This is a genomic window from Rothia kristinae NBRC 15354, assembly GCF_001570865.1.
Classification (GTDB): domain Bacteria; phylum Actinomycetota; class Actinomycetes; order Actinomycetales; family Micrococcaceae; genus Rothia; species Rothia kristinae.
In genome coordinates this window covers 14,329-26,978 of record NZ_BCSM01000012.1, presented here as the reverse complement: position 1 = coordinate 26,978, position 12,650 = coordinate 14,329, and the positions used below count along the sequence as shown (strand labels likewise).

8 protein-coding genes are annotated in these 12,650 nt (G+C 72.8%); 4 read left to right on the top strand and 4 right to left on the bottom strand.

All coding sequences use genetic code 11. The features are described from left to right. Positions 1-52: 52 nt before the first annotated feature. Positions 53-850 carry a ParA family protein gene (locus KKR01S_RS08015; protein WP_055684666.1) on the bottom strand — a complete coding sequence of 266 codons (798 nt, stop codon included), beginning with the start codon at positions 848-850 and terminating at the stop codon, positions 53-55. A gap of 219 nt (positions 851-1,069) precedes the next feature. On the opposite strand from KKR01S_RS08015, the gene KKR01S_RS08010 reads away from it, so the two are divergent. Together KKR01S_RS08010 and KKR01S_RS08005 are read left to right on the top strand one after the other, a co-directional pair. After that, complete coding sequence (locus KKR01S_RS08010) at positions 1,070-4,516, top strand: pyruvate carboxylase (protein ID WP_058731081.1); 3,447 nt, start codon at positions 1,070-1,072, stop codon at positions 4,514-4,516. A gap of 130 nt (positions 4,517-4,646) precedes the next feature. Then, the gene (locus KKR01S_RS08005) at positions 4,647-6,077 is read left to right on the top strand and encodes a mycothione reductase (RefSeq protein WP_055684664.1); all 1,431 of its coding nucleotides are present in this window, start codon (positions 4,647-4,649) and stop codon (positions 6,075-6,077) included. 113 nt (positions 6,078-6,190) lie between these two features. Here KKR01S_RS08005 and KKR01S_RS08000 read toward each other — a convergent pair whose 3' ends face one another. After that, complete coding sequence (locus tag KKR01S_RS08000; RefSeq protein ID WP_058731082.1) at positions 6,191-8,044, bottom strand: AMP-dependent synthetase/ligase; 1,854 nt, start codon at positions 8,042-8,044, stop codon at positions 6,191-6,193. A 47-nt stretch (positions 8,045-8,091) separates the two neighbouring features. Next, positions 8,092-8,961, bottom strand: coding sequence for an alpha/beta hydrolase (locus KKR01S_RS07995; protein ID WP_081101649.1), 870 nt, complete (start codon positions 8,959-8,961; stop codon positions 8,092-8,094). Positions 8,962-9,050: 89 nt separating this feature from the next. Between KKR01S_RS07995 and KKR01S_RS07990 the strand changes: the two genes are divergently transcribed. Next, positions 9,051-9,785, top strand: coding sequence for a lysophospholipid acyltransferase family protein (locus KKR01S_RS07990; protein WP_244884128.1), 735 nt, complete (start codon positions 9,051-9,053; stop codon positions 9,783-9,785). A gap of 9 nt (positions 9,786-9,794) precedes the next feature. Beyond that, complete coding sequence (locus KKR01S_RS07985) at positions 9,795-11,189, top strand: class II 3-deoxy-7-phosphoheptulonate synthase (RefSeq protein ID WP_058731083.1); 1,395 nt, start codon at positions 9,795-9,797, stop codon at positions 11,187-11,189. Between the two features lie 54 nt (positions 11,190-11,243). Here the strand turns inward: KKR01S_RS07985 and KKR01S_RS07980 are convergent, their stop codons facing one another. Next, entirely contained in the window at positions 11,244-12,623 is a 1,380-nt protein-coding gene (locus KKR01S_RS07980) for a protein kinase domain-containing protein (protein ID WP_081046322.1), read from the bottom strand. Positions 12,624-12,650: the final 27 nt, after the last annotated feature.

Genomic DNA, 12,650 nt, shown 5'->3' with positions numbered 1-12,650 from the left:
CTCTCGGCCGGCCGGTTGTCAGCCCGCCGCCGTCGGTGGGGTGGCTGCGGGATCAGCCCCGCAGCAGTCCGGCGAGGATCGCGTCGTAGGCCTCGGCCAGGGCCCTGGCCTCCGCCCCGCCCCAGGCGTGCACGGGGTGCGCCGAGCCCTGGATCTGCTGCCACACCGGAGACTGCGGGATCGCGGGGGAGACCAGCAGGCGCCCGAACATCCCCTCCATCTCCTCGATGCGGTAGCGATGCTCGGGCCAGTCCTCCTGCACCTTGTTGACCACGACGCTGGCCGCGCGCACCTTCAGGGAGCTCTCCGACTCGAAGCGGGCGATCGCGCGCATGGTGCGCTCGGTGCCGGCCACCGAGAACAGGGAGGGCTCGGCCACGGAGAGCACCTTGTCGCTGGCGGCCCAGGCGATCATCGTCAGGGTGTTCAGCGCGGGCGGGCAGTCGATGAGCACCAGCTCGTAGCCGGAGGCCCCGGCCAGGGCCTCGCGCAGGCGGCCCAGCTGCCGCCGGTTCGGGCGCAGGTGCTCGTAGGCGGCCGAGCGGGCGGATCCGGCCAGCACATCCAGCCGGGTCCCGGACGCGGCGTCGCTGCGGCGCAGCCACCCGGCCGGGGTCGCGGCGCGGGCCACGGCCCGGCGTCGGCCCGGGGCTGCCAGGACCTGCGCGACGTCGGTCCCGTGCGCGTGGGTCGCGGACAGTCCGAGCCCCGTGCTGGCGTCCCCGTGCGGATCCAGATCCACCACGAGCGTGTCCACCCCGCGGTGCAGGGCCGCGGAGGCCAGGCCCAGGGCCACGGAGGTCTTGCCGACCCCGCCCTTCAGGGAGCTGACGCTGACGATCTGGGACACACACACCTCGCGCGGGATGGGCCGGGTTTTTTCGGAATCGGCCCCATCATAGCGGCCCGGGCGCCCGATGCCGTGTCCCGAGGGTGCGGCGGATTCCTCCCCGGGGTGTGATCTGACATATATTGTTCGGGACACCTCCTGTCCGGCCAACCAAGCTCCCGCGCGTCCCGCTTCCGGTCGGAAGCGGCGCGATGCGGGACGGAAACGGTGGAATCCCCGATGTTCTCCAAGATCCTGATCGCCAACCGCGGCGAGATCGCGATCCGCGCCTATCGCGCCGCCTACGAGCTCGGCGCCAAGACCGTCGGCGTCTTCCCATACGAGGACCGCAACTCGATCCACCGCCAGCAGGCCGATGAGGCCTACCCGATCGGGGAGGAGGGCCACCCCGTCCGGGCCTACCTGGATGTGGACGAGATCATCCGGGTGGCCCGTGAGTCCGGTGCGGACGCGATCTACCCCGGCTACGGGTTCCTGTCCGAGAACCCCAAGCTCGCCCAGGCCGCGGCCGAGGCCGGGATCACCTTCATCGGCCCGCCCCCGGAGGTCCTGGACCTGGCCGGGAACAAGGTCGCGGCGCTGAAGGCCGCCCGGCGCGCCGGGATCCCCGTGCTGGATTCCACCGAGCCCTCCGCGGACCCGGAGCAGCTGCTGGCCGAGGCCGGGCGGATCGGCTTCCCGATCTTCGTCAAGGCCGTGGCCGGCGGCGGCGGTCGCGGCATGCGCCGGGTCAACACCGCCGAGGAGCTGCCGGATGCGCTGGCGGCGGCGATGCGCGAGGCGGAGACCGCCTTCGGGGACCCGACGGTCTTCCTGGAGCAGGCGGTGCTGCGGCCCCGGCACATCGAGGTGCAGATCCTCGCCGACGCGCAGGGGCACATCGTGCACCTGTTCGAACGCGACTGCTCCCTGCAGCGTCGGCACCAGAAGGTCGTGGAGATCGCCCCGGCCCCGCACCTGGACGAGCGGATCCGCCAGGCCCTGCACCGGGATGCGGTGAAGTTCGCCCGGGAGCTGGGCTACGTCAACGCCGGCACCGTGGAGTTCCTCGTGGACACCGCGGGGGAGCGGGCCGGGCAGCACGTGTTCATCGAGATGAACCCGCGCATCCAGGTGGAGCACACCGTGACCGAGGAGGTCACGGACGTGGACCTCGTGCAGGCCCAGATGCGCATCGCCTCGGGGGAGACCCTGGAGGACCTGGGCATCTCCCAGAAGACCCTGAGCGTCAAGGGTGCGGCCCTGCAGTGCCGGATCACCACCGAGGACCCCACCAACGGCTTCCGGCCCGACGTCGGGAAGATCAGCGCCTATCGCTCCGCCGGCGGTGCCGGGGTGCGCCTGGACGGGGGCACCGTGTACGCCGGGGCGGAGATCTCCCCGCACTTCGACTCCATGCTGTGCAAGGTCACCTGCCGCGGCCGGGACTTCCGCACCGCCGTGCAGCGGGCCCAGCGGGCCCTGGCCGAGTTCCGCATCCGCGGGGTGGCCACCAACATCCCCTTCATCCAGGCGGTGCTGGAGGATCCGGTGTTCCAGGCCGGGGACGTCTCCACCCCCTTCATCGACGAGCACCCGGAGCTGCTGACCAAGAAGCACTCATCGGACCGGGGCACCCGGGCCCTGAGCTACCTCGCCCAGGTCACGGTCAACCGCCCCCACGGCCCCCGCATCGAGGGCATCGACCCGCGGGACAAGCTGCCCCGCTACCCCGGGGACAAGATCGCCGAGCCGTACCGCAACCCCTTCGACGGCGGGCACCACACGCCCCCGGACGGGTGGCGCCAGGTGCTGCTGGAGAAGGGCCCCGAGGGCTTCGCGAAGGCGCTGCGCGAGTCCGAGGCTCTCGCGGTCACCGACACCACGTTCCGCGACGCCCACCAGTCCCTGCTGGCCACCCGGATCCGCACCCGGGATCTGCTGGCCGCGGCCCCGGCCTACGCCCACGTGCTGCCCGGGCTGTTCTCGGTGGAGGCCTGGGGCGGGGCCACCTACGACGTCGCCCTGCGCTTCCTCTCCGAGGACCCCTGGGAGCGCCTGGCCCACCTGCGGGCGGCCATGCCCAACCTGCCGATCCAGATGCTGCTGCGCGGGCGCAACACGGTGGGCTACACCCCGTACCCCGAGGAGGTCACGGAGGCCTTCGTCAAGGAGGCCGCCGAGACCGGGGTGGACATCTTCCGGATCTTCGACGCCCTGAACGACGTCTCCCAGATGGCCCCGGCGATCCGGGCGGTGCGCGAGACCGGCACGGCGGTGGCCGAGGTGGCCATGTGCTACACCGGCAACCTGCTGGACCCGCAGGAGCGGGTCTACACCCTGGAGTACTACCTGGATCTGGCCCAGCAGATCGTCGACGCCGGCGCGCACATCCTGGCGATCAAGGACATGGCCGGCCTGCTGCGCCCGGAGGCGGCCCGACGCCTCGTCGCGGCGCTGCGCGAGCGCTTCGATGTGCCCGTGCACCTGCACACCCACGACACCGCCGGCGGGCAGCTGGCCACCCTGCTGGCCGCCGCCGAGGCCGGGGTGGACGCCGTCGACGTCGCCGCCGCCTCCCTGGCCGGGACCACCAGCCAGCCGGCCGCCTCCTCGCTGGTCGCCGCGCTGGCCGACACCCCGCGGGACACCGGGCTAGGTCTGGAGCAGGTCAGCTCCCTGGAGCCGTACTGGGAGGCCGTGCGGGCGATCTACCGGCCTTTCGAGATGGGACTGAGCTCCCCGACCGGGCGGGTCTACCGCCACGAGATCCCGGGGGGTCAGCTGTCCAACCTGCGCGCCCAGGCCACCGCGCTGGGCCTGGCGGAGCACTTCGAGGAGATCGAGGACATGTACTCCGCCGCGGACCGGATGCTGGGGCACATCGTGAAGGTCACCCCCTCCTCGAAGGTCGTGGGGGACCTCGCCCTGCAGCTGGTGGGCATGAAGGCGGACCCGGCCGAGTTCGAGCAGAACCCGCAGAAGTTCGACATCCCCGACTCCGTGATCGGCTTCCTCAACGGGGAGCTGGGCACCCCGCCGGCCGGCTGGCCCGAGCCGTTCCGCACCAAGGCCCTGGAGGGGCGCCACGCCAAGCCGAAGATCACCCAACTGTCCGAGGAGGACCGGGAGGGTCTGACCGGGGACTCCCCGACCCGCCGCGCCACCTTGAACCGGCTGCTGTTCCCGGGCCCTGCCGCGGAGTACGCGAAGGCCAGGGAGGAGTACGGGGACCTGTCCGTGCTGCACACCCGGGACTTCCTCTACGGCATGGTCGAGCACCGCGAGCACGTGATCTCCCTGGGCCGCGGGGTGCGGCTGCTGGCCACGCTGCAAGCGATCTCCGAGCCCGATGAGAAGGGCTACCGGACCGTGATGTGCACGCTGAACGGCCAGCAGCGCTCGATCGACGTGCGCGACGAATCCGTGGAGACCAGCTTCCAGGCCGCGGAGAAGGCCGACACCTCCCGCCCCGGGCACGTGCCCGCCCCCTTCGCCGGGGCGGTGAGCGTGATCGTGGAGGAGGGCCAGGAGGTGGCCTCCGGCGAGCAGGTCGCCACGATCGAGGCCATGAAGATGGAGGCCTCCATCACCGCGCCGGTGGCCGGGACCGTGCAGCGGGTCCTGGCCCGGGAGGTCACCCAGATGCACGGGGGAGACCTCGTCATCGTCATCGATCCCGCCTGATCCTTGCGCGCCCGCCTCCCGGCGGGAATGCGCGGCTACGGTCCGGACGTTGAGCCGAGGGACGGGGCCGCGCGCCCCGGGCCAGGGCCCCGACGGACCGCGCGGGGCCGGCGCGACCACGAGGAGGACCATGTCCGAGACCCGCGAGTACGATCTGGTGATCCTGGGATCCGGATCCGGCAACACCATCATCGACGAGTCCTGGCGGGACCGGCGGGTCGCAATCGTGGATTCCGGGATCTTCGGCGGCACCTGCCTGAACGTCGGGTGCATCCCCACCAAGATGTTCGCCTACCCGGCGGCCACTGCCCTGCACGGGCTGGACCTGGAGCGGCTCGGCGTGCGCATGCGCCGCACCGGGGCGGACTGGCCGGGCCTGCGGGACCGCATCTTCGGCCGGATCGACCCGATCTCCGAGGGTGGGCTGTCCTACCGGCAGGGCCAGGACTTCGTGGAGGTGTTCACCCAGGAGGCCCGCCTGCAGGATCCGCACACCCTGGTGCTGGACGACGGGACCCGGATCCGCGGGCGGCAGCTGGTCCTGGCCGCCGGCGCCCGGGCCGTGCTCCCGCAGATCCCCGGCATCGACCTGCCCGGGGTGCACACCTCGGACACGATCATGCGCCTGGAGGAGCTGCCGGAGACCGTGGTGATCGTCGGCGGCGGGTTCATCGCCGCGGAGTTCGCGACCGTCTTCACGGGGCTGGGCTCGCGGGTGATCCAGGTCAACCGCTCCGAGCGGCTGCTGCGCGAGCACGACGCGCAGATCGCCGAGCGCTTCCGCCGCGAGGCCGCCCGGCGCTGGGACCTGCGCACCGGGACCGAGATCGAGCGGATCGAGCAGGGCCCGGAGGGTGGCCTGCAGGTGCACCTTCTCGACGGCGAGGGCTCGCGGGAGGCGGTGTGCGCGGACGTCGTCCTGGTGGCGACCGGGCGACGGTCCAACGCGGACCGGATCGGGGCGGCGGAGGCCGGGCTGGACGTGCGCGACGGGGTCGTGGCCGTGGACGCCCAGCAGCGGGTGCTGGCCGACGGGCGGCCCGTGACCGGGGTGTGGGCGCTGGGGGACATCTGCTCCCCGGTGCAGCTGAAGCACCTGGCCAACGCCCAGGCCCGCACCGTGGCCCACAACCTCACCCACCCGCAGGACCTGCGGGCCACCGACCAGCGCTACGTGCCCCACGCGGTGTTCTCCGACCCGCAGATCGCCGCCGTGGGGCTGACCGAGGAGCAGGCCCGCAGGCTCGCGGAGCGGGAGGGCTTCGCGATCACCGTGAAGGTCCAGGACTACGGCGACGTCGCCTACGGCTGGGCCATGGAGGATTCGGCCGGGCTGGTCAAGCTCATCGCCCGGAAGGACACCGGTCAGCTGCTCGGGGCCCACCTGATCGGCACGGAGGCCTCGATCCTCATCCAGCCGCTGGTACAGGCGATGAGCTTCGGGCTGGACGCGCACACGATGGCCCGGGGGCAGTACTGGATCCACCCGGCGCTCAGCGAGGTCGTGGAGAACGCCCTGCTGGGCCTGGACGTGCCCGGCACCCCGGGGCTGCCGGACTGACCCGCACCCCGCGGCCGGACCGACGTCGGTCCGGCCGACCGCGGCCCCGCCGACCGCGCGGCGGCCGACGTGCGCCGCGGGACCGGGGAGCATCCGGTCCCGCGGCGGGTGGCTCAGGCGTCGTTCCCGGTGGGCTTGGGGCTACTGTAGATCTCCTCGATGACGTCCTGGTAGTCCCGCATCACCTGGGGGCGGCGGATCTTCATCGAGGGGGTCAGGTGTCCGGACTCCTCGGTGAAGTCCCGCGGGATGATCCGGAAGGCCCGCACGGATTCGGCCCGGGAGACGGATTCGTTGGCCCGGTCCACCAGCCGCTGCACGGCCTCGCCGACCTCCTCGGTCTGGGCGGCCTGCTCGGCGGTGAGATCCGGGTCCAGTCCCAGCCTGCCCAGCTCCTTCGGCAGGGTCTCCTCGTCCAGGGTGATCAGGGCCGCGATGAACGGCTTCCCATCGCCCAAGACCACGCACTGGGAGACCAGCGGGGAGGCCCGGATCAGATCCTCGTAGGTGGCGGGGATGACGTTCTTCCCGCCCGCGGTGACGATGACTTCCTTCTTGCGCCCGGTGATCTTCAGCATCCCGCGCTCGGTCAGCTCCCCCAGATCCCCGGTGCGGAACCAGCCGTCCTCGGTGAAGGACTCCGCGTCGGCCTTCTCATTGCGCCAGTAGTGGGCCATGATCCCGACGCCGCGCAGCTCCACCTCGCCGTCGGCGGCGATGCGCACCGAGGTCCCCGGCAGGGGCGGGCCGACGGTGCCGATCTGGAAGTCCTGCACGGTGCCGACCGTGGCCGGGGCGGTGGTCTCGGTCAGCCCGTAGCCCTCCAGGATCTTCAGGTGCGCGGCGTGGAAGAAGTGGGCCAGACGCACCGCCAGCGGCCCCCCGCCGGAGACGGCCCATTTGACCTTCCCACCCAGGGCCCGGCGCAGCTGGGCGAAGACCAGTCGGTCCGCTGTCGCGTACTGGGCGCGCAGGGCCAGGGAGGGCCGCCGCCCGTCCATGACCGTCTCGGACCAGGCCACCCCCACCCGCTCGGCCCAGTCGAAGATCCGCCCCTTGACCGCGGAGGCATCGTGGGCGCGGGAGCGCGCCCCGTTGTAGATCTTCTCGAAGACCCGCGGGACCACCAGCAGGAAGTCCGGGGAGAGGCTCGCGATGTCCTGGGTCAGGTACTTCAGATCGGGGGAGTGGCCCATCGTGATGCCGGCGTCCAGGGCCACCACGTGGATGAAGCGGGCGAAGACGTGGGCCAGCGGGAGGAACAGCAGCGTGGTGTTGCGCTCATTCGCGACCTCGGGCACATTCTGGCGCACCGCCGCGGACAGGCGCACGAAGTTCCCGTGGGTCAGCGCGCAGCCCTTCGGGCGCCCCGTCGTGCCGGAGGTGTAGATGATCGTGGCGGTGTCCTCCAGTCCCGCAGCACCGCGGGCGGCCTGCACCTGCTCCTCGGAAACTCCTTCCCCGGCGGCCCGCAGGCTGGCCAGGGACTCCGGGCGCTGGTCGTCGGCGTCGATCTGCCAGACGGTGCGCAGGGCCAGCTCCTCGTGGCGGGCGGCCCTCTTGACGGCGGCCAGGTGCTGGCTCGTCTCCACGATGATGGCCTTGGCACCCGAGTCGCTCATGTTCCAGGCGATCTGGGAGGGGGAGGAGGTCTCGAAGATCGGCACCGTCACCGCCCCGGCGTAGAAGATCGCGAAGTCCGCGACGGCCCATTCGTAGCGGGTGCGCGACATCAGTCCGACGCGGTCGCCGGGTTCGATGCCCTCGGCGATCAGCCCCCGGGCCAGGGCGATCACCTCCTCGCGGAACTCGCGCGCGCTCACCTCCCGCCAGGTGCCGCTGCCGGGCTCATCCTGCACGCGGAAGAGCACCTGCTCGGCGTGTTGGGGCAGCTTGGCCTCCAGCAGGTCCGTGAGATTGGACTGCGGGTCCGTCTCGATGGTCAGCTCGGTCGAGGTCTCGTCCATGAGATCCTTTCGGTCGTGGACCGCTCCTTCCGCGAACGGGGGAGGGGTCAGCGGGCGTCCCTGCGGACGTCGGCGGGCTGCCCCGGCCGGGACTCCCGCGCGGTGTGGTCTGGGGTGGCGCGCAGCCGGTGGTCGGCGAAGAACCGTGTGGAGGCGGCGAAGATCAGCGGCGCGTCGTGATCCAGGGTGGCCACGTGCCAGCTGCGCGGCAGCGACACCACCTCCGGGGCCTGGGGCAGCCCGGCGCGCAGCGCGCGGAGACTGGCCTCGGTGACCACGTGGTCCACCTCCGAGCGCAGCACCTGCACCGGGGCGCGCACCGCGCCCAGGCTCCGGCGGGCCGCGGCGAACAGCCGGTGCATCTGCCCCGCGGCGGCCACGGGCACCCGCGGATAGGCCCCTTCGCTCACGCCCTCCCGGCGGATGTCATCGCGCACCCCGGGCACCGTCGGCACCACACGGGACAGCGGCCCGCCCAGGGCGCTCAGCGGCTGCGGGGAGACCAGGCCGGGGTTGACCAGGCTCAGCGCGGCGACCGGCCGGCGGGCCGCCAGATGCAGCGCCAGCGCCCCGCCCATGGACAGCCCCACGACCCCCACGCGCTCGCAGCGGGCGGCCAGGCGCCAGTAGGCGTCATCCACCGCCGCGGCCCACTCCCGCCAGTTCCGGGTGGCCATGTCCGCCACGGAGGTGCCGTGCCCGGGCAGCAGCGGCAGCTCGACGGCGTAGCCGCGTCGGGCCCACTCCCGGGCCCAGGGGCGCATGCTGTGCGGCGACCCGGTGAACCCGTGCAGGACCAGCACGCCGTCAGGTCCCCCGTCCCAGGACTGCGCCCGCACGTCGACGCCCTCCGGCAGCTCGCCGACCCCGGGTCCGGGGGCGGCGCTGCGGTGGCGCAGGTGCGTGATCAAGCCCATACCCACGATTCAACCACGGTCCCACCGGCCCGGGGAAACCCCGCGCGGTACAGTGGCCCCACCGCCCGTTCCCGGACCGAAGGACCCCTGTGCCGACGCTCTACATGGCCCTCCGACGCGGCGTCGTCGGGCCGCTGGTGAACCTCCTGCTGCGTCCCCAGGTGCACGGCCTGGAGCACGTGCCCTCCACCGGTCCCGCGATCCTGGCCTCCAACCACCTGTCCTTCCTGGACCCGGTGCTGCTGCCCGTCGCGGTGCCCCGCCCGGTCAGCTTCCTCGCGAAGGCCGAGTACTTCACCGCCCCGGGGCCCCTCGGCAGGGCCATGGCCGCGTTCTTCCGCGCCATCCACCAGATCCCCCTGGACCGTTCCGGGGGCCAGCGCTCGGCCGGGGCCCTGGAGGCGGCCCGGGCGGTCTTAGCCGAGGGGCAGCTGCTGGGCATCTACCCGGAGGGCACGCGATCCCCGGACGGGCGGCTGCACCGGCCCAAGCTCGGGGTGGCCAGGCTCGCATTGGAGGCGGGGGTGCCCGTCCTGCCGGTGGCGATGATCGGCACGCAGCGGCTGCAGCCTCCCGGGGCCCGGCTGCCCCGGCTGCCGCGGCCCCTGCTGCGCCCTGCGCCCGAGCAGCGTCCCCGCACCGTGATCGGGGCGCCGCTGGACCTGTCCGCCTGGACCGGGCCCGACGCCGGCGCGCACGCCGCGCGGGGCGCGGCCCAGCAGATCATCGCGGCCATCCGCGAGCTGTCGGGGCAGGACTACGTCGACGAGTACGCCCCGCGCCGTGGCGGCCACGGCAGGACTCGGCGGCCACCCGTCTCGTAGACTGTTCGCATGTCGAACGAGATCCGGACCGAACTGTCGAGCACCCCCGCCGCCCCCGCACCCTCAGCCCAGGACTACCCAGGTCTGGACGAGTGGCGGACACGGGCCGCCGGACAGCAGCCGGACTGGCGGGGTCACCCCGATTTCGACCGCGTCGTCGCCGACCTGGAGGCCGTGCCCCCGCTGGTGTTCGCCGGGGAGGTGGACCAGATGCGCGCCCGCCTGGCCGAGGTGGCCGCGGGACGGGCGTTCTTCCTGACCGGCGGGGACTGCGCGGAGACCTTCGCCGCGGCCACCGCGGATAGGATCAGCGCCCGGGTGCGCACCCTGCTGCAGATGGCGGTGGTCTTGACCTACGGGGCCTCGATGCCGGTGGTCAAGATGGGGCGGATGGCCGGGCAGTTCTCCAAGCCGCGCTCCTCGGACACCGAGACCCGCGGGGAGACCACCCTGCCCAGCTTCCGCGGGGAGATGGTCAACGGCTTCGACTTCACCCCGGAGTCCCGCGCGCACGACCCGAACCGCATGCTCGCCGGATACCACACCTCCGCCTCGACGCTGAATCTCATCCGCGCCTTCACCACCGGCGGCTTCGCGGACCTGCGCCTGGTGCACGCCTGGAACCAGGGGTTCGTGGCCAACCCGGCCCACGCCCGCTACGAGTCCATGGCCTCGGAGATCGACCGGGCCATGAAGTTCATGGCCGCCTGCGGGGCGGACTTCGAGGCCCTGCGCTCCACCGAGTTCTACGCTGGGCACGAAGCCCTGCTGCTGGACTACGAGCGGGCCCTGACCCGCATCGACTCCCGGACCCACCGGCCCTACGACACCTCCGCGCACTTCCTGTGGATCGGGGAGCGCACCCGCGGGCTCACGGACGCCCACGTGGACTTCCTCTCCCAGGTGCGCAACCCCATCGGCGTCAAGCTCGGGCCCACCACCACGGTCGAGGAGGTGCTGCGGCTGATCGACGTGCTGGACCCGCAGCGGGAGCCGGGACGCCTGACCTTCATCACCCGGATGGGTGCCGGGAAGATCCGGGAGAACCTCCCGCGTCTGGTGGAGGGGGTGCGCGATGCCGGGGCGAGCCCCGTGTGGGTCACCGACCCCATGCACGGCAACACCATCTCCGTGCCCTCCGGGTTCAAGACCCGCCGCTTCGAGGACGTCATGGACGAGGTCCGCGGGTTCTTCGAGGTGCACCGCGAGCTGGGCACCTTCCCCGGCGGGATCCACGTGGAGATGACCGGCGACGACGTCGCCGAGTGCCTGGGCGGCTCGGACCCGGTGGATGAGACCGCCTTCGCCGAGCACTACGAGACCCTCTGCGATCCCCGCCTGAACCACCGGCAGTCCCTGGAGATCGCCTTCCTGGTGGCCGAGGCCCTCTCAGGCCGCAGGTGAGTCCGCTGGGGTGAGTCCGCTGGGGCGAGCCGGGCCGCGGATGGGTCGGGCGGGCTACCCGGCGGGTGGCCCCGCCCGGCCCCCGAGGAGGGCGGCGGCGGCCCCTGTGCCGTATCCCGAGCCGATCAGCTGCAGGCCCAGCAGCCAGCCGAGGTAGCCCACCGCGCAGGCGACCAGCAGGAAGATGAGCAGCAGGATCCAGCCGCGGTAGGGACCGCCGCGCCCGAGCACGACCCGCGGGCTCCGGGGGTCCCGGGGCGCCTCCGCGTCTCGGATGACCCGGTCCTGTCCTGCGGCGGGTGGGCCTTCCGCGGGGACCGCCGCCTGCGCGGGCGCGGCCTGGAGGTGCCGCGTCAGGGCGGTCGGGGACCGATCGGTGCGGGGGAGCTCGTCGAGGTCGGTGTCCGGGGGCAGCAGCCGGGTCGGCTGGGTGCGCGGAGGCGGTGCGGCATCGGGGTCGTCCTGCTCGGCGGAGACCGCGCGCAGACCGGTCGGATCGGTGTGGCTGTCCGTGCGCAACACCGAGAACAGGTCCTCGGTCTCCGGCCGGTGCCCCGGGGGCGCCAGATCCAGCGCGGCCGGTGTCAGGCTCTCGCGCAGGTGCTCCAGCTCCCCGAGCAGATCCGCCGCCCGCTGCGGTCGGTGCTCCGGGTCCTTCTCGCAGCACCAGACCACGATGTCGGCGACCTCCGGATCCACCCCGGGGAAGCGCCGCTGCAGCACCGGGAAGGGCTCGTCCACGTGGGCCATGGACACCGCGTAGGGGGAGGGACCGCGGAAGGGCGGGACCCCGGTGAGCATCTCGTAGAGGATCACCCCCAGCGAATACAGATCCGCGGGCGGTCCTGAGCTCTCCCGGCGCACCACCTCCGGGGCGATGTAGTTGGCGGAGCCGATCAGGGTCAGCGTCGCGGAATCCTCCTGCACCGGGCGGGTCAGCCCGAAGTCGGCGACCTTCACCGACCCGGTGGGGGAGGTCAGCACGTTCTCCGGCTTGATGTCCCGGTGCACCAGCCCGCACCGGTGCGCGGCGGCCACCCCGGCCGTCATCGGCACCGCGACCCGCAGCATCTCCCGCACGGTCATGGGCGAGCGGCGCTTGATCAGATCCCGCAGCGTGGCCCCGTCCACCAGCTCCATCACCAGGAAGGCCAGCGGCTCCGGACCCGTCTCATCCACCCCCTGATCCCACACGGCCACCACGTGCGGGTCCGCGACGGCCGCCGCCGCCCGGGCCTCCGCGGCGAAGCGGTCCGTGCGCCGGGGGTCCGCGGCCACCGACTCCTTGAGCACCTTGACCGCCACCGGGCGGCCCAGGCGCAGGTCCCGCCCGCGGTAGACCGTGCCCATCCCTCCGCGGGCGATCAGATCCCCCAGCAGATAGCGTCCCTCCACGGTGCGTCCGCTCAGGGGTCCGGGTCCGGTGGGTCTCATGCCCCCGAGTGTAGGGGATGGTCCCGG